This window comes from Roseovarius autotrophicus (genome assembly GCF_018069895.1).
Taxonomy (GTDB): domain Bacteria; phylum Pseudomonadota; class Alphaproteobacteria; order Rhodobacterales; family Rhodobacteraceae; genus Roseovarius; species Roseovarius autotrophicus.
Genome location: NZ_JAGQDH010000026.1, coordinates 1 through 18,324 on the forward strand (window position 1 = coordinate 1; position 18,324 = coordinate 18,324).

General features: G+C 62.0%; 9 protein-coding genes and 1 pseudogene. 6 read left to right on the forward strand and 4 right to left on the reverse strand.

Going from position 1 to position 18,324, the window contains the following annotated elements:
• Positions 1 to 659, forward strand: a pseudogene (locus tag KAK09_RS16345) (phage tail protein); the annotation flags it as partial.
• 75 nt (positions 660 to 734) lie between these two features.
• Positions 735 to 1,586 (forward strand): DUF2793 domain-containing protein, encoded by an 852-nt coding sequence (locus KAK09_RS16350; RefSeq protein WP_210880011.1) that lies wholly within the window; start codon positions 735 to 737, stop codon positions 1,584 to 1,586.
• On the opposite strand, the gene KAK09_RS16355 is transcribed toward KAK09_RS16350, so the two are convergent.
• Positions 1,568 to 2,233 (reverse strand): HEPN domain-containing protein, encoded by a 666-nt coding sequence (locus KAK09_RS16355; RefSeq protein WP_210880012.1) that lies wholly within the window; start codon positions 2,231 to 2,233, stop codon positions 1,568 to 1,570. The two genes, KAK09_RS16350 and KAK09_RS16355, sit on opposite strands and share 19 nt — an antisense overlap.
• 24 nt (positions 2,234 to 2,257) lie before the next feature.
• Positions 2,258 to 3,241, reverse strand: a complete 984-nt coding sequence (locus KAK09_RS16360; RefSeq protein WP_210880013.1) for a helix-turn-helix transcriptional regulator — start codon at positions 3,239 to 3,241, stop codon at positions 2,258 to 2,260.
• Positions 3,242 to 3,428: 187 nt separating this feature from the next.
• On the opposite strand from KAK09_RS16360, the gene KAK09_RS16365 reads away from it, so the two are divergent.
• The 3 genes from KAK09_RS16365 (at position 3,429) to KAK09_RS16375 (ending at position 14,845) form a co-directional block, all read left to right on the forward strand.
• Positions 3,429 to 10,883: a sacsin N-terminal ATP-binding-like domain-containing protein gene (locus KAK09_RS16365; RefSeq protein WP_210880014.1), complete on the forward strand. Its 7,455-nt coding sequence runs from the start codon at positions 3,429 to 3,431 to the stop codon at positions 10,881 to 10,883.
• Positions 10,880 to 13,513, forward strand: coding sequence for a DEAD/DEAH box helicase (locus KAK09_RS16370; protein WP_210880015.1), 2,634 nt, complete (start codon positions 10,880 to 10,882; stop codon positions 13,511 to 13,513). Before KAK09_RS16365 ends, KAK09_RS16370 begins: the two co-directional genes overlap by 4 nt.
• A 244-nt stretch (positions 13,514 to 13,757) precedes the next feature.
• A protein-coding gene (locus KAK09_RS16375; protein ID WP_210880016.1) for an IS3 family transposase occupies positions 13,758 to 14,845 on the forward strand; the annotation gives its coding sequence in 2 pieces (ribosomal slippage) (positions 13,758 to 14,019 and positions 14,019 to 14,845; 1,089 coding nt in all).
• A gap of 383 nt (positions 14,846 to 15,228) precedes the next feature.
• On the opposite strand, the gene KAK09_RS16380 is transcribed toward KAK09_RS16375, so the two are convergent.
• Positions 15,229 to 15,501, reverse strand: a complete 273-nt coding sequence (locus KAK09_RS16380; RefSeq protein ID WP_210880017.1) for a hypothetical protein — start codon at positions 15,499 to 15,501, stop codon at positions 15,229 to 15,231.
• A 327-nt stretch (positions 15,502 to 15,828) separates the two neighbouring features.
• On the reverse strand, positions 15,829 to 16,683 hold the full coding sequence (locus tag KAK09_RS16385; protein ID WP_210880018.1) for a hypothetical protein: 855 nt from the start codon (positions 16,681 to 16,683) through the stop codon (positions 15,829 to 15,831).
• Between the two features lie 360 nt (positions 16,684 to 17,043).
• On the opposite strand from KAK09_RS16385, the gene KAK09_RS16390 reads away from it, so the two are divergent.
• On the forward strand, positions 17,044 to 18,282 hold the full coding sequence (locus KAK09_RS16390) for a tyrosine-type recombinase/integrase (protein ID WP_210880019.1): 1,239 nt from the start codon (positions 17,044 to 17,046) through the stop codon (positions 18,280 to 18,282).
• Positions 18,283 to 18,324 lie beyond the last annotated feature (42 nt).

Here is an 18,324-nt window from a genome sequence, read left to right on the forward strand (position 1 = left end):
GCCGGGGATCCCTCGATACGGTGCCGCGCGCGCATGTGGCGGGAACGCCGGTGATCTTCTTCGATGACGCCGCGCGGATCACCGAGGACTCCTGGGCGGCGGGCGAGACGCTGGCGGTCCGGCTGCTACCCGAGACCGGTCGCGGGACGCTTTCCTTTGCGCTCGCGCCCGAGGACATCGTCACACTGGACCGCCGCGCCATCCGGCCCCTGCCGCCCGGGCGAGTGCAGGTCGATGGCAGCTATGCCCCAGACGTCGATGTGCTGGTGGCAGGCAATGTTGAACTGACCTGGTCCCATCGCGACCGGCTGACCCAAACCAGCCCTGTCATCGTCGATCACACCGGCGCATCCATCGGGCCGGAGCCGGGCGTCACCTATGCGATCGAGGTGCGCTGGATCGATCCCGACACCGGCGTGGCGCTCATGCCGCCCGGTATCACCATCGACGCGGGCACCGGCACGAGCTGGACGCTGGCGCCCGAGGACATCCCCGAGACCGGAACGCCGGCGCGCACGGCCGAGATCGACCTCGCCGTCCGGTCGCGTCGGCAGCGCGGAGACATCTTTCTCACAGACCGGGAAGCCCGCCGGTTCCGCCTCACGGCCCCCTTCGCCGCTGGATGGGATCGCGGCTGGGGCTTCCTCTGGGGCAGCTGACCGAGACCATTCGGCTCGACGCTGTCGCGAGCACCAGCATCACCACCACCTTCACAATGACAAGCGAGACCAAGCATGCCGGAACGGATCATGCCGGGACTGGGGCTGCGCGCCTTCTATGACCCCGGCCAGCGTAATTGGGGCACCAGCGTCAGCGAGGATCTGCGCGCCCTCTCGGTGCTGGTGCAGGCGCGCGCGCTGTCGCGAGGCACGGCTCTGCCGGGAAGCGGCGGTACCGGAGACGTTTACATCGTCCCGGCAGGTGACCCGACCAATGCCAATGCGCTGGCGCTCTGGAACGGAGAAGCGGGTGCGGAGGATTGGGTTTTCCTCACCCCGCAGGAGGGCTGGCAGGTCTGGGTGTCGGACGAGGCGCGGCATCTGCGTTTCACGGGAGGGGCTTGGGTCGAGGTGCCGCGCCCCGGTATCGTGCCGGTCCGCACACTCACGGTCACAGCGCATACGCTGGAAGCCGTCGATCTGGGCAGCATCCTCGAGACCACCGGCTCGTCCGGCGTCACCATCACGATCCCGCCCGAGGCAGCGGTGCCCTTCGAGATCGGCACTCTGATCAACGTCACGCAGGTCGGGACCGGGGTGGCGACGGTGCAGGCCGATACGGGCGTTTCGCTCAATGGCGTCACCGGCGGCTCGGTCGCGCTCGATGGTCCATGGTCGGGCGCAGCACTCGTGAAGCGCGGTGCGGATGCCTGGGTTATACAGGGCGCGCATGAGTCTGCTGATGATGCGCGCGGCCAGCCGCGAGACTCAGGCGCGCGCAGCCGAGGAACTGAACTCATTGCCGGATGGTTCGACCATTGCCGAGATGCTAAGCGACTACGCCGTGCTGCGAGATCAGACACGCAGTTGCAGCAGATGAAACGCTCGGCATCGATCGTCTGCCGCTCTTACTCGACGACCGGATAGAACGGCCGCCCCCAATCCTCGTGGGGATTTTCCATCATCAGGTCGACGAATACCGGCATCAGGAAGGCAAGTATTGCAGCGCCGTCGCGGACCTGCGCCCGGTTGACCCCACTGTTCCAGGTTGATCCGCCATGGACTAGCTGGTTGCGCAAGACGTAAAGCCGGTCAAAAACGAAGCTCAGAACGCGAACGCTGTCGGCCGCCTGGAATGCATGCGCGAAGCTGCGGGACGATGCCCTGAACTTCTCCTCCCAGTCCTCGAAGCCGTCGATCCCGTTGTGGTGCTGCCAGAACGGATTGAAGACGTAGCGATTTTCCATGAGCATTCGCACAGGGCCTGAGAAGCGCTGCCACAGCGCCTTGTAGATGCGCCGACCTTCGTCGCGCGCCACCAGCCTGCCGAAATAGTCGACGAAGGCAGCCCGTTCGCCAGGGGCTACCGACTGGAATTCCCGCTCGTCCGCGTAGGCGGCATTGAAAGCGATCCAGAGGAAGATAAAGCGGGCGTCATCGTCGTCACCACACGCCTCGGCGCGTCCGATCCAGCTGATGGCGCGATGCGCGCGCAGACCCATTGTCTCGGGAAAGCCACTGCGAATGGCGCGCTGCTTGGTTTTCAACGCAGCGTGGTCAAGAATATCCTTCATTCACAATCCCCTCTGAAAATCCTATCACGGCAAGGCCGCAAAATCTGGCCTTCGGTATCCTTCGACTAGGGCCCGCAACCCGTCAGGCGCGATCACCTCGACCGTGTCGCCCCACTGATAGAGGTGCCAAGCCATCTCGAGCCAGCCGGCCGCAGTGAACCGGACAAGCAGGCTTCCATCTTCCTGTGGCTCCAGGACCTGCGTCGGGTGAAAACGGAATTCTGCAGCACGCTCAGCGGCTCGAGGCGCGAAGCGCCAAGTCACCTCGCCGTATTGCGCCGGGTCCTGATAGACGCCGAAGGCCTTGGCGGCATAGTCCACCAGTGTGAATCCCGGTGCGAAGGCGAAGCTTTCGTCGAGCACCTCGGCAATATGAATCCGGTCCATGCGGAAGTTCAGGATCGTTTCGCTGCGCGATGGTTGCCGCGCCACAAGGTAGCTGCGGTGGCCCAGCAGAAGTCCGTGGGGTTCGATCACCCTAGGCGCGGCATCAACAGGTCCATAGATGACGCGCAGCCGAAACGGGCCTCGCAGAGCCTCCATGACTGCATCCGTCACCTCAGGACGCAGGGCGACGGTCGGACCGGGACGCATGACTTGGCCAAGACCAGCCAACACCGCCTCGGCATCGGCCTCGGAACGCGTTGCATCGCGTGGGGTCAGCCGAGCCATCAGACCATCACGCAGATCTTCGAGCGCGCGGGCATGGCGCAGTCGCGCCTGGTCGCGGGCGGTGCGGGCTGCGATTTCCAAGGCCTCGATGGTGGTTTCCTGTCGCGGCTGCAGCCGCTCGGGCGGGGGCGCGTCCAGTCGCCAGTACCTTCGGCGATCCTCCGCATCCGTGGTCGTGACATTGGCGAATGCTGCGTCCAGTGCTTCGGTCATCCGTTGTGCCGTGCGGTGTGAGACGCCGAACTCGGTGCAGATGTCCTCAAGGCTAACGCCGCCACGACGGGAGGCTGCCATCTGGGCGAGACGGAGCAGATCCTGAGCCTTGGAGAAAGACATTTGACCTCTATGCCAGAAATTGACACCATCATAAGCTATTGATCAACTTGCGGTCTGTCGAGGCGATTCCCTCGGGGGTCGAGTGTCGCAAGTATTGGAGCATTAACAGGCTGCTGAAATAGTCCCGCCTCGACAACGATTTGAGAACATGATTTGTGACCGCACTGGCTGAAATCAAAGAGGCGTCATGAGATTCGACCCAAAGGACGTCGTCGAGCATCTGCGCCACAACCTTGAGCGTTATCCCTATGCTGACGGGTTCCCTGTCCTTCGCGAGCTTCTGCAGAATGCCGATGACCCGAAAGCTGAAGCTGAAAGCGTAGCCGTATGCCTCCTCAGCGGATGGCCGGATGCTGCCAATCCGCTGCTCCGTGGGCCGGGCCTTTTGCTGGTCAACGACGGTGGTTTCGATGCTGGCTCAGCGACAGGCATGCAAACCTTCGGGGGAAGCGTGAAGGCGCTCGACGAAGCAGCCGTGGGGCGGTTCGGCCTCGGGCAGAAATCGGTCTTTCACCTTTGCGATGCTTTTGTCGTTGTTCCATGCGGTTACGGGACAGAACACCTTCCCTTTGTCGTGAACCCTTTCGAGACGCTCGGACGCGAAGGCGATGATTGCCTTCGCTGGGACACGATCGATGAAAGCGATGCCTCGCTTATCGTTTCGGCTGGGGAGCGCTACATTTCCTCTAGTCGCAGACTGAATTTGTGGTTCCCCTTGCGACGCCCTGGGCTGCGCCCGAAGCCGACGAGCAAGGGCGTCGTCGCCACGGATATCGCACCAGAGAGCCTTGTGCCCCTTGCAAACCGACAGCGTCTCGCTGAAATGCTGGCATCGCTACGCGATGTGCGCCGCGTGTCGGTCGAGATCAACGGCGTACGCGTTGAACTCGACCGTGGTGAGGCCCCCGGCCTGGTCGGGTACGGCCTTGACCCGGGCGATCGCAGTTTCGGAGGCACGCTTGGCCCTGGAATGGTCAGCCTCGGCCGCGAGAGGCGCGCGCCCAACACCTTCTGTAGCCACCTAAGGGATTCTGACAACTGGCCCCTCAGCCGTAACCCGGACACCGATGAGGAGAAAAAGCAAAAGGCCACGCCACACGGCGCTGCGATCCTTGTGATTGAGCCCGACAGCCGTGGGCGGCTCCTTGCTGACTGGTCGGTGCTCCTGCCGGTAACTGAGGCTTTTCGCGTCCTCCACCATGACGGCAAGGGGCGCCTGAAGTTGCTCCTCCACGGATGCTTTTTCGTCGACAGCGGACGTAAGTCTGTCATCGGGCTTGACGATGCCGGCTCGAAGCAATCCGAGCAGAGGCCTTCGAACGAGGCCGCGCTACGTGCCGATTGGAACCGTAACATCCGCGACAGGCTCGTCCTGCCGCTGATTCCAGCCGTCTTCCACGACGCTCTGGCACAACAGGTACTCTCGAGCGATGCACTGGCCAATGCGGTGAGAGCGCTGGCGACCAGCGACTTCGGCCGGACTCACCGCGAAGCCATCGCGGCCGAACATGTGCTGGCCCGCTGCGTTGACGTCACTCGGGACAGCACGTTGGCGCGCTGGCACCTCGTTCCGGCCGGGACGACCCTGCGGCCCTTGCCGGCACCCGACGAGCGCGGGCGCGTCGCGCTCGTTGAGCTATTGCCCGATGTCGCCGAATGGGCTGCGGCGCGCAACCTAACTCTGGTCTGTGGCGCAGACGCACTGCTTGCGCCCGAAGTGCCAAGCTGGGACCCCGAGGAGCTGACGGAGTTTCTGGCGGTGCTCAAGCCCGAGTGCTTTGCAAGCGAAAGACACACGCGCGTTCTGACCGATTTTCTACTTGTCGCATGCGCCAACGATGACCTGCGCGGGGCTGCGGCCGAGCCGGTCATCAACCGGCTGAGGAAGGCGATTGCCTCGGCGCGCGCGCTTGCACCGCATGCCCGGATCGCCGAGGTTCTGGCCGCCGTAAATTGTGCGGACATCGTGCCGTTGCCACCCTCTGCCTCAGAGCGCTACGTGTTGCGCGCAATTGCGCAGGCGCAGAACGCGCCGCTTTGTCTGCCCCGAGCATGGCTACCGGAGGGGACGACCGACAGCCCGACGCTCGACGCCGACAAGGCACGACCTCTCATCGCAGCGTTACAGCCACTGTTTGCGAACGAAGCGCGGGGCGAGGCCGCAGGTGCGGCATCCCTCGCGATCGTGCGACGACTGAAGAACCTGGAAACGGCACTTGCCGACCCGGAGCTTCGCCAACTTCCTGTGGTGCGGGCGCTCTATGGAAGTGGCAGCCGCCTGCTGAGCCTTGCCGAACTCGACGCCACCGCGCGCGAAGGGCTGCTGTTCCGGGATACACCGCCAGAGAAAAAACTCCTCGGGCTGCTGGCAGATGCGCTGCCCGGTTCGAATGCGTTCATCTTGCCAAATGCAGTTGCCGCGGCACTGCAAGATGTGAGCCATAGCCCATCCGTTCGGCCCACTTTCCGCTTGGCTAGCCTCGATGTCGGAGCCGTCTGCTCCTTGGCACGAAGAGCCGAGGCGTTCGGTCCGCCTCAGGCCCGCGCCGCGCTGCTAAACAGCATCTTCACGGATGATGCGGATAAGCGCGACGCCCTGCGGGCGCTTGCAGCCGGGGATCGCCGTGCGCTTGATCCTAGTGTCAAACTTGAGGCGCTGCGCGAGACAGCCCCGGCGCTAGACGCGCTCATCACGCAGCTTATCGCAACTTCGGCGCAAGATGCTCTGGTACCGTCTGAGGTTATCGACACGCTCGGTCGGGCCAATTCGAACAAACTGTCGATCGCTACGATAGAGGGAGCGGACCTTGGTGATCTGCTCTACCGTCACGCTGAGGAGTTGCCCGAGCGCGGCCTAGACCTAAAGGCGGCCGAGTCGATCCTGTGCGCTGGCATCCCCGAGGAATTGCTCCGAAAGCTTCCGATTCTGCCCACGACGCAGGGCGGCTGGGCGTCACCGAACGACCTTTACCAATCGAACCCAGACTGGCCTGTCCCGGCGAGCATTACTGCCCTTGTGCCTATGCTTGGTGGCACCATCGAGCAGAAGGCCAAGAAACGCGCAGAGGAGCTCGTGCGTCTCTGGTCACCCGAGGCGCAGATCGCAGTCTGCCTCGGCCAACCTGAACCCTCGCGCTTCGCCGTCGAGATTATCGAGGCACTCGCAAGGGCCGACCGGCCTGACCCGGACCAGATCGGCCGGGTCCCTTGGCTTCTTGACCTTCGCGGCAGCGCCTGGAAGCCCGAGGATGTGCTCGACCTGTCCGACGAGATCCTCACGGCGGCGCGGCAGGCGCTTGGTGACGATCTGCCTTTCCTGCCGGTAAGCGACATCACTCCGACGCTCCGCGATCACCCAGGCTTCGCCGCTTTGCGATACAGGGACGTGCTTTCCGACGGGGCTGGCTCTCTCGACGGGCTTCTGCTCATAGTCGAGACCGAGAGACCTGTCGCCTATATGGGCGAGGTCAACGAGGAGTTGGCAGGGGCGCTTACCGACCTCGCTGCTGCTGGCACCGTCCTCCCGCTCGCTGGCTGGCCCCTTCTCGCCGCCGTGCTGCGAGCGCTTGCCAACGACAACGAGAAGAACGCAAGGCGGGTGTGCGAGGTCCTCATGCAATTTGGGACCGCCGACAGTGTATCGTCCTTGGACGTTGACGGTTGGCTCAATGCCTTGGCGAGGATGGCGCAGGAGGGGAAAAGCACGACCCACGCTGCGAATAGTTCTGCGCGCGTCGCCTACGAGGCGAGCTTCCGGGCGATGACTGCATGGCCCATCTCGAGTTTCCGGGTGATCATGGGCAAAGTGTTGGTGCCCACCGCGGCAGGCACCTGGAAGCAAGGTTGCGATGTCACTGTCCGATGCACGGGGGTTGCGCCGGATGTCCTCCTCCAGGCGGAACTCGCCGAGCTTTTGCCGGTACATGAGGATCCAGCCGCCGCCGAGGATGGTGCCACATCTGAATCCTCCGATTTCGAGGAGGCAGTTTGGTCAGAGCAAGACTGTTCGCAAAGCTTGGTGGCGGTTCTGACGCGACTTCGGGCGCAGGTTCCGGAGCAGGCACTCGCACTGTTCGCCGCGCTAGTCGCTGATCGTGATCTCTTCGAGAGGCTGGCGCGCGATCATCTGGCGCTGCCGCAGGCACGGATTCTTGCGATCCAGAACAGGCTGAGCGAAATCGTTGGCTACCTCGATCCCGATCAGACAGAAAGAACCCATGATCTCTCGTCGATCCGCAAAGACGTTCACCTGTACTTCAAGCTGACTACCGGCGGAGCTGTCCCGATACTTGCGCTTGACGGAAGCTTTAGAAACGCTCCTATCGCAATAATGGCACCATTCGAGGTTCTTGGAGCGGGACATCAGCAGCAACGCAGGCTGAAAGCGGAAGGTGCCCCTGCCGGACTTGGCACGATGGCCCATGAGATTACGCTCGCTGAAAGTGATGGCCTGATCGCACCGGCCACACTGGAGGAATTAATCGCAACCGTTGGACGGCTCACTCTATGGCATTTCCGTCATTGTGAGGAAGATGTTCTTGAGGAATTCCGGCAAGCATTCCGTGCTGAACAAGCGACGGTCGAGGATACGCGCGCCCGCCTCGAGGATCGTCTGCCGCAGATTTTGGCAGAACTGAAGCCAGTCCGGGGATCGAGGCTCCGGGACGTTCTGAACCGGTATGAGACGAAGGAGCAGTCCATCCCGCCAAACCGGCGTGCAGACCAATTACCCTCAGCCAAGCGCTTGCTTTGGGAGGAGGTTGCATCGCAAGAGACGGCTACCGAACTGCTCGCGCTGATCCGTCATGGCATCGGGAGCTACGGCTATGGCCCTGCGCGCGTGGTGTTCGAACTCTTCCAGAACGCCGACGACGCTACGTTTCAACACCCGCCCGAGGGGGCGCAATTGTGCCGTGTTGTGTTCCAGACCGAGCGTTTGCGCCTGCAGCACTGGGGTCGTCTCATCAATCGTCCCGGGCGTCCGGCCGACGGCGAACGTGAGGGCTGCCAGCGAGACCTCTTCAACATGCTTCTCATGAACCTTTCCGAAAAGCGCGAGGAGGTGACGGGGCGATTCGGGCTGGGGTTCAAGAGCGTGCATCTAATTGCCCGCGAGGTGGGGATCGCCTCCGGTTTCGAGGCATCTTGCCGAGTGAAGGGAGGCATGTTGCCTGAGGTGTGGGAGGGCGGACGGACACTCTCCCTGGACGAAAGCCGAGATGGCAGGCGCGCAACACTTATTGAGCTTGAGATCGACCCTGATCGCGATGCTGAGGCTGAAGAGGCACGAGCGGCCTTCGCCAGCTGCGTGCGGTGGTTGCCAGCCACGGCGCGGGCAATCCGCGAGATCGAGCTTAATGGCCGCCGTTTTAAGGCCCGCTTCGCCGAGACAGGCGCGGCGGGGATTGGGCATGTCGTCTTCGAAGGGGCGGAACCCGGCCGGGCGCTTGCGCTTACACTGGACGGGAATACGACACTGTTTCTGCCCGTCAGTTCCGACGGTCCTCAAGCGCTGCCCGAGACCCTGCCGAGGCTGTGGTTGCTTGCGCCACTTGAAGAGGAGTGCCGCGCTGGCTGGCTTCTCAACTCCTATAGTTTTCGCGTCGATCCTGGACGCGGGCGGCTTGCGGGCAGCGTCGATGAGCGCGCGGCTATCTTCGACCGTCTGGGCCGGGCGCTAGGGCAGAGGCTGGTCGAACTCTACGACCTCATCGAACGTGACTGGACGGGCTTTGCAGATGACGCTGGGCTTGCTGACCGGAACGCCGCCTCGGGGCGCGCAGTGTTCCTGGAACGCCTTATACGTCTCCTAACGGCAGATGTGTCCCGCGATGACGGTGACGAACGGCTCGAGACGCACCTCCACCGCGAAGGTGGCCTAACGCACCTGTTCCGCGAGCGTGAGGCACTACCGACCGGGCTGCCGGCTCCCTTCGCACCCTTCTTGCGCGCGGATCAGGTACGCTGGCAGATCGTCGGGCCGCTTGCTGAGCAGGGGCGGCTGAGGAGACTCACGGGCTGGCGGGGGATTGCGGACATCGCGCACTCGGCGGTGAGTCTAAAGGCAGCGATGCTGCTCCAGCGGCTCGGGTTCGACACCCCGCAAACCTTCGATGCGGCAAAGCTCGTCAATGCAGAATTGGGTGAGAGCAAGCAGGTTGATCCCGAAAGCGCCGCAAAGCTTGGTGCGGTTCTCGATGAGGACTTCGTTAATGCTCTAACTGGGTCCGAGCAGCAGGAGCTGCTAAAAGCGGCGGCTAGTGCGAAATTCCGAACGGCCGACGGCAACTGGAGCGAGGCACGTTTGGTACCGCGCGCTACGGCGGATGCAAAGCCGGAACTTAAGCGCGTCCTCGCTTTTGCGCCCGACACTGCTGTGGCCGATGAGGGCTACACTGGTGACGCGCTCCAATTCTATCGCTTGGCAGCACGGTGGATTGGCTTTCAGCAGAGGGCAGATGTCTTTGCGCAATGGGCGCGGGATATGGAGGCTCCTGAAGCGCGGCGCGCGCTGTTATCATATGTGGTCGAAGGGGAACAGGGGCCGGAGTTGGGCGCGCTGCTGGCGCGCGCGCGACCGTACTGGCTACCCGACGGGCCAGAGGAGTTGCTCCATAGCGCGCTGCTGGAAGGCTTCGATGACGACGCGCGCGGTCGCCTCATGACCATGCTCTATTCATCGTTCGCTCGTACCATCGGTTCAGGCCGGTTTTCACTCTTCGACCTAGGGACCGCAGAGCCTTGGGACGCGCCGCCAGATCCGGCCGAAGAACTCGCCCGCATCCGGGACTGGTGGCGACGGGAGCACATCGTCCAGCGTCACGACTACGACACCCGCATCTGGCCCGACGGGTTCAGTCCGGGACGCCTTCGCGACGGCGAGGCCACAGATGACCGGCTCGGCTGGTTCACTTTCTTTGCACTTGGCATATTCCGTACGTTGGGTTGGAACAATCAGGGTGCCCACAAAAGTTTCGTTGAGGCCGCCGTCCGAGAGGGCTGGTGGCAGGAAATGGCCGAGGCAAGGTTTTCGAACAACGCGCTCTCTGAAGCAGAGTTGAGCGAGGCTGCCATGCCTTGGCTGAAGCGCCTCGAAGACTTTGCTCGCCCCGACGTTTGGCAGATTGACTTCCCACAATGGCGACGGACAATTTCCGATCTCTACGCACTCGCGCGCTGGTTGCCGGACTATGCCGACGCCTTCCGTCTACTGCCGGTGGCGGTCGACCGAGAAGGTCTGGTGTCGTTGAGCAAGCTCTGGCGCATCTCCTACGAGCCGATTTGGCAGCGACGCGGGCTCGAGGGCGCGCCACTTACGCAAAGCCTCGGGCTCGGGGCCAACTGGATGATCCGCGAGGCGATCCGGCATGGCCTCTGGCTCGACGATGAGGCGATCTGCATGCAGCCTTACGCATGGGCAGCCACCGGGCGTCTGCGCCGACTGTTTGCGGAACGGCTTGGATATCCCATTGGAGAGCGTGGGCACATGGACCTTTCACCAGATATCCACGGCTTCGTCGCGGACCATCTTGGCCCGGACGCCGCCTTCCTGGGCGATCTGGACCTTCCGCTTCAGCTCTGGAATGGCGACGACCACGAACATGTCGGCGTGTCGGAATACAACGACGAGAACGAGGAATGACCGCGCTTGCCCCAGACCGTCCCGTTCGCCATCCGCGCCACGGTGAAGGCCGTGTTGTCCACGATCTAGGCGATACCATTATCGTCCGCTTTGGCGCAGCGCTCGAACAGGTCGAGCGTGGAGAGCTTGAGGTGGTCCGATCGCTCGCCGATGCCCTGACCGAGGGCGTCTCCGATGATCCCCTCGCCGCGCTCGCACGTGCGCAGGCGCTGCTGATCCGCTCTATCAACGACCAATGGGGGGTGTTTTCACGTTCGCGGGTGCAGCTTCTGCCGCATCAGCTTTGGGTGTGTCGCCAGGTCACCCAGCATTGGCCCGCGCGATGGCTGGTGGCGGACGACGTGGGCCTTGGAAAGACGATTGAGGCTGGGCTGATCCTGACGCCTCTATTGGCAGGTGGCCGTATCCAGCGGCTCCTGATCTTGGCCCCGGCGCGCCTAGTTCCGCAATGGCGCGCGCGCATGAAGTCCATGTTCGACATTCGCCTTCAGGAATACACACGCGAGCAGGACCGCGGGAAGATCAGCTTCTGGGACACAGCTTCGCAAGTCGTTGCTTCGTTCCACACGCTGCGTCAGCCTGCAGCTCGCGACCGTCTTTTGGCTGCCGAGCCATGGGACATGGTCATGGTTGACGAAGCGCACCATTTCCAAGCTCAAGAACGCATCTCGACACAGACTTACGATCTGCTTCGCGAACTTCAGGACAAGAATCGGATACAGTCACTCGTCCTGTTTACGGGAACGCCGCACCGCGGCAAGGATTTCGGCTTCCTCGCGCTCATGCGGCTCATCCGGCCTGATCTTTTCGATCCCCGGCAACCTGTGGGCGATCAGCTTCCGAAACTCCGCGAGGCAATGATCCGAAACAACAAGGCACTTGTGACCGATCTGGAGGGCAAGCGACTCTTTCAACCCGTAAGCACCGAAACCGTAGACTATGACTACGCGCCAGCCGAGGCTGCGTTCTACCAGACCATGAGCGCCTTCATCCTCGATGGCCGGGCCTATGCTTTGAATCTGACGGGACGCGAGCAGTCGGCCCGGATGCTGTTGCTCATCGCGCTGCAGAAGCTGGCGGCGAGTTCGATCGCGGCGATCCGCAGCGCACTCGAACGCCGGCGCGCGATGCTGGCCGAGGCGGTGCAGCGGGTGACAGCAGATTTGCCCGAAGAAGCTGAGACACTCGACGAAGCGGTCGAGCAAGATGAGGCGCTGCCCGACCAAGTGGCTTTGTTCCTTATGCAGGGCGAAATTGAGCGGCTCGACGACTTAGTAGCGTTGGCTCGCGGGATCACAGCGGAGGCGAAGATCGCCCGTCTGATCGCGCTTATCGACGAACAGCTGCCCTCGGGCGAACCACTTCTCCTGTTCACCGAATACAAGGCCACTCAGGCCCTCGTCATTGCCGCGCTTGAGGCGCGCTTCGGCAAGGGCTGCGTGGGTTTCATCAACGGAGACGAACGGCTGGCTGTGCAGGAACCGGATGGCGCGATCCGGGTACGAAGCCTTTCTCGCGACGCCGCCGCGGATGACTTTAATGCTGGCCGCATCCGCTTTCTTGTTTCGACCGAGGCGGGAGGAGAGGGGATCGACCTGCAAGACCGCTGTGCGACCCTCGTGCATGTGGACCTCCCGTGGAACCCGATGCGCCTGCACCAGCGTGTTGGCCGGCTCAATCGCTACGGGCAGAAGCGGGCGGTGCGGGTGTTCTTGCTCCGTAACCCCGCCACTGTCGAGGCTCGCATCTGGGCGCTGCTCGAAGCGAAGCTCGCGCGCATCCAGGCCGCGCTCTCAGCATCCATGGAAGAGGCCGAAGACATCGCCCAGCTCGTAATAGGCATGCAGGGCGGGCGGTTCTTCGACGAACTCTTCGCCGAAGGGGCTATCGCAGTCCCAGATAACGCGCGAGAGCGGCTAACCGACTGGTTCGACGCGCGCACAGCCACATTCGGTGGACGTGATGCGCTCGAGACCGTCCGAGCGATGCTCGGTCAGGTCGCCCGGTTCGACTTCGGCACAATCGGAGGCAGCATTCCCCGGATCGATCTTCCGGCGCTCGAGCCGTTTTTCCGCAACGTCATGGTGCTAATGGGCCGACGTGTCACGCGGGGCGAAGAGGGGCTCTCCGTCGCGACCCCGGAGGACTGGAAGCGCAGCCTCGACCTGCAGCCGCGCTACGATGGGCTCGTCTTTGACCGGAATCTGCCGGGAAACGAGCGGATGAATCGCCTTTTGGGGGTCGGGCACGCGCTTCTGGACCATGCGCTCGCCGAGGCGGCGGGGCGCCCCGTGCTGATCGGCCGAGTTCGCAACCTTGCCCAATCCATGCTTCTTGCTGCTGTCGAAGACGAGGTTACGGGAACAGGTGGCACCGTGCACCGCGTAGTTCTGGCGGTGGAGGGACCCGGAGCCGACGGGCGGCCGGCGCTCGCCGATTGGCAAGCGCTTGACCGCCTCAACGCGTGTCTCGCCGGAGAAGATCAGGCCGCCCCACTGACGCATGCAGAACGCGCCGAGACGCAGGCAATGCTCGATTTACTGCGCGAAGCCCTGCTTTCCGTCACCATGCCATTTCGTCGGCCTCGTGCGGTGCCGCTCCTTTGCTTACTCCCTGAAAGAACGGGATGAATTGAGCTAGAATGGGGATTAAAGATGTTCTAGCGCTGGTCTTCGGCGCGCCGCGTCTGTGCTTCAATCGAGGTCGGCGAACCGCGTGATCCGCAAGTCGATTGCGTATTCCGGAACATCCGCCCACCCATTCCGACAACATGCGCCCACCTGTTCCGGGCTATCCGCCGGGGGGTAATCTCCCCCGAAATTAAGGGGCTGCAAAAGTAGAATTTTCTCGGCAAGATGAACGAGGAGATTTCGAATGAAGACAAGCAGATACACTGAAGCGCAGATCATCGCGATCCTGCGGCAAGCCGAAGGCGGTGTGCCGGTGTCGCAGCTGTGCCGTGAGCATGGCATGAGCGATGCGTCGTTCTACAAGTGGCGGGCGAAGTATGGCGGGATGGATGCGTCGATGGTCAGCCAGATGAAGGCGATCGAGGACGAGAACCGCCGCCTCAAGCGCATGTATGCGGACCTGAGCATGCAGAACGATTTGCTCAAGGAAGCCCTTGGAAAAAAGTAGATCGGCCATCTCAGCGCCGCGAGATGGCCGAAACGGCGGTGGAACGACGGGGCGTCAGCATCGCGCTGGCGTGCCGGGCCTTCGGGGTCAGCGAGACTTGCTATCGCTACAGCCCAAAGCTGAAGGACGAGAACGAGGTGATCGCCGATCTGCTGACCGGTCTGACCGATGCGCGAAAGACCTGGGGGTTTGGCCTGTGTTTCCTGCATCTGCGCAACGTGAAGGGGCACCCATGGAACCATAAACGCGTCTATCGGATCTACTGCGAGCTGGAACTGAACCTGCGCATCAAGCCCCGCAAGCGGTTGAAACGGGAGAAGCCTGACGTTCTGGCGGTCCCGGACGGGCCAAATGTGACATGGTCGATGGATTTCATGGCAGATCGCCTCGGCGATGGCCGTGCGTTTCGGCTTTTGAACGTGCTGGATGACTTCAACCGCGAGGGGCTGGGGATCGAGGTCGATTTCTCGCTGCCCGCCGAGCGGGTAATACGAAGCCTCGACAGGATCATAGAATGGCGGGGAAAACCGGGCACGATCAGGGTCGATAATGGCCCCGAATACATCAGCGAAACGCTGAGAAAGTGGGCTGAGAAGAACAAGATCACCATCCAGCATATCCAACCCGGCCAGCCCCAGCAGAACGCCTATGTCGAGCGATACAACCGGACGGTCCGGCACGAATGGCTGGACCAATATATCATCGAAAGCATAGAGGAGGCACAGGATCAGGCCACGCAATGGCTATGGACTTACAACAACGACCGCCCCAACATGGGCATCGGCGGCATCACACCCGCCATGAAACTGAAAATGGCTGCGTGAATTCTACGGCTGCACCCCGTTAAAAAGGGGGAGATTACCACGGCCCTCCCCGTAGGCTTACTGTACGCCTTTGATCCGCTGCTTGATCTGCTGAAAGTCTGACGCGCTGGGCGTGCCGCGCAGGGGGACTGTGGAAATGTTGACCAGGTGTTGACCAGAACTGCAACGCCAAAAACCCGACTGGTTAAGTCGGATTCTATCTATTTGATATGCTTTGGTTTTTTGGTTGCGGGGACAGGATTTGAACCTGTGACCTTCAGGTTATGAGCCAAAATCCAAGCGATTCCAATGGCTTATAGATTTCAACGGCTTAGCCGATAAGCCTTTGTTCTCGCGCATTTTATTGCACTGCGTCCAGTAACATTCCCCGGCACTCGACCGCGCTAGATGTGCCCAAAATCGCATATCTCCGTTGACTCAGCGTTGACTCGGACCGGCACGATTATAATCGATCCTGATTGGTTCATGGCGTAAAAAGCGCACAATTTGAGGTCATTCTCCCAATAGCCTTCCAGAGGGTCGGTCACCGTGCGCCCAAGAAGGATCTTGCGCTTCGAGGGCGGTGTCGGGTCGGCATTGAAACGCCGGGCGGTCCGTTCGCTGAACCCGGCACGGGCAGCCGCGGTGCGTTGGCTGTGTTTCTGGAGGTCGGTCATGTATATTCTCACTTGCTGGTCGGTGATGGGTTTGTAGGCCAACCCGGATCCTCCGTTTGAACGCAGAGGCTTCCGGCTTACCAACCCGCAGCGACCAGCACCTACCCCCGAAATCAATCAGGCCGGTGGGGCCGTCCGCCAGACGGGCATGCCCGTCTTCCGTTCAGCCCCACCGGCCAAGGTGGCTATCGGCACCGGCCATGGTGGTTGTCGCTCAACACCCTGCCCCCAGACCGCGCCATGAGTTGCACATGAGAAGGGATTTTCCGATGGAAACTTGGATTGTTTCTGGGCCGTCCATAGGCATCAGGGCACGCGTGCGGTGCGCTATGACTTATCCATCAAGTACTTGGAAATCACCGCGTCCACGCCAAACATGTCGGCGTCCGCCATGATTGCGGCGAACTGATCCGAGGCGGCAAATTCGTCCAAGTTTTCTTGTACCCTTTTGTCGATCTTGGCGCGCTGAGTGTCGGACATTTCTGCCATGGCGGCGCTGACGAAGCTGGCCTTTTGACGGAACAGATCAATCAAACCGGCAGGAAGAACAAACTTGCCCGGTTTCAGCAACCCGTCCCTGACATGCAGCTTGGTCCCTTCCCATCGGTTCGGTCCCTTCTGGATTATGCCGAAGATCATGAACCGGCCCATCTTCGCGAAGGTCATCAGTGACTCGCCCGAACCAACAATGTCCAAGGTAACAGCGCCTGTCATAAAGCGATTGAAATTGTTCGGCAGATCGTCGAATGAGGTCTTCTCGACAAAGTCAAAGATCAGCAGATGCTGCTCGAACTTGTCAGGGTGCGGCACTTCTCCGTCCAGGAACGCTCGCCAACGCGCCTCCGCTTCGTCCATGAGGCGATTCTGCTCCTCGCTGTAGGTGGCGTCTGGGTTTCTGCCGCGCGCATACTTCAGGACGCGCCACGAAACCGACACCGCGAACTTGAGCATCCATTCCCGATACGGGATGCGGTAGTCGCCACCGTGCCAGGGATGAAACACCTTGGTCGCGAAAGCCGTCTCATACTGCCCGAAATGACCCTCGCAAGTACCACACAACCACGGTTGTTTGATGCCATCCTGAACCCGGACATTCGGCTTGTCCGTGTGGCGTAAGTGGCCTTTCCCGGAGCGCTTGCGTAGCCACCGGAAAACGAAGGCGGGTAACACATGGCTCTGCATCAACTCGGCCTGTTTACCGCAGAATGCGCACGTTCTCTCCACCGGCTGCTCCTTTCACTCGTTACCCCTAGAACACTATCCCCTGAGGCACCATGCTGCTAGTATTGGGGCGCGACCACATTTCCCGAGCTGCCGTTGGTTCAATGCGAGGCTACCTTCACAAAGGGCTCGAAGCAGTCCTTGGCCAGTCTGGGATATTGTCGCCGAACTCCTCCCCCCACCGCAGAACAAAAAGGGACCGGCACCAACCCTCATTTCTATCTGCCGGTTTATGCCACCCTGCCACCCCTTCGGTCGATGTTTGAGTTGATCTGCAGCGCGGATCACGCCTGTGTCACGTCAGCACGGAGGTGGTTCATCATGGCGCAAAGGGAAAAACTGACCGAAAAACTGGTCAGGGCGGCCGAGCCTCGCGCGGGGATTTACCAGGTCTTCGACGAGGACGTGCGGGGGTTTTCGCTGCGCGTCTTCACATCTGGCAGCAGGAATTTCACGCTGGATTACCGGATCAAAGGCCGCCAGCGTCGCTTCACCATCGGCAGGTGGCCTGAATGGACGGTCACCGCCGCGCGCGAACAGGCCAAGGCGCTGCGCCGCATCATCGACGATGGTGGCGACCCGCTTGGTGAACGGGAATGCGGGATGACGGCCCCCCGCATCCCCGATCTGATTGACCGCTATATCGAAACCCACCTGCCCAATCTGGCCCCGACCAATCGCACCGACCAGATTTCCATGCTGCGCAAACTGGTCCAGCCGGTCTGGAAGCACAAGCTGGTCGAGGAGGTCACGCTGGATGATGTCGACCGACTGCTTGCCCAAGTGGCCAAGGGCCGCTCCCGCCCTTCCAAGGCCAAACCCAACAATCGCGCGCGGAAATTGCAGGGTTCGAAACCGACCCCGATCCGTGCCAACCGAACCGGCGAGGTCTTGCGCAAGATGTTCAACCTCGCCGTCCAGTGGAAAATGCGCCCCGACAATCCGGCGATGGGGTTTCACCGGCGCATCGAGACGGAACGCGAACGCTATCTGAGCATGGATGAGATTGATCGTCTGGCAATCGCGCTGGGCACGGCCGAGGACCAGCGCGCCGCCAACATCATCCGCATGTGCATGTTGACAGGCGCCCGCCTCGGCGAGGTGCGTTGCGCGCGGTTTGAGCAGTTCAATCTGGAATTTGCCACGTGGTCGAAGCCCGCGACCACCACCAAGCAGCGCAAGATCCACCGTCTGCCGATTTCGCCGGATGTGGCGGCCATCGTGCGCCAACGGATGACGGCGGTGCATCGGGATTGTCCATGGCTTTTTCCCGGCGATGTGCCCGGCCAGCCGGTCAAGGAAATCCGCCGGTTCTGGCGTCAGATCCAGACCGAGGCCGGGATTGCGGGCGTGCGCATCCATGACCTGCGGCATACCTTCGCTTCCCTGCTGGTCAGCGGGGGCGCGTCGCTGGAGATGATCGGCAAGCTGCTGGGGCATTCCCAGATGCGCACCACGCAACGCTATGCGCATATGATGGACTCGCCCTTGCGGGACGGGGTCAATGCGGTCGCGGAGATGATGAAGCCGCAGCTGCGCATTGTTCAGGGCGGGCGCTGATCTCGCCCTGAACGGGCATCAACGCCACGGGTCAATGAGGAT

What these genes read in the sequence shown, in the direction of transcription:
- KAK09_RS16350 (WP_210880011.1), top strand. Translation starts at nt 735, where the DNA reads ATGCCGGAACGGATCATGCCGGGACTGGGGCTGCGCGCCTTCTATGAC.
- KAK09_RS16355 (WP_210880012.1), bottom strand. Translation starts at nt 2,233, where the DNA reads ATGAAGGATATTCTTGACCACGCTGCGTTGAAAACCAAGCAGCGCGCC.
- KAK09_RS16360 (WP_210880013.1), bottom strand. Translation starts at nt 3,241, where the DNA reads ATGTCTTTCTCCAAGGCTCAGGATCTGCTCCGTCTCGCCCAGATGGCA.
- KAK09_RS16365 (WP_210880014.1), top strand. Translation starts at nt 3,429, where the DNA reads ATGAGATTCGACCCAAAGGACGTCGTCGAGCATCTGCGCCACAACCTT.
- KAK09_RS16370 (WP_210880015.1), top strand. Translation starts at nt 10,880, where the DNA reads ATGACCGCGCTTGCCCCAGACCGTCCCGTTCGCCATCCGCGCCACGGT.
- KAK09_RS16380 (WP_210880017.1), bottom strand. Translation starts at nt 15,501, where the DNA reads ATGACCGACCTCCAGAAACACAGCCAACGCACCGCGGCTGCCCGTGCC.
- KAK09_RS16385 (WP_210880018.1), bottom strand. Translation starts at nt 16,683, where the DNA reads ATGCAGAGCCATGTGTTACCCGCCTTCGTTTTCCGGTGGCTACGCAAG.
- KAK09_RS16390 (WP_210880019.1), top strand. Translation starts at nt 17,044, where the DNA reads ATGGCGCAAAGGGAAAAACTGACCGAAAAACTGGTCAGGGCGGCCGAG.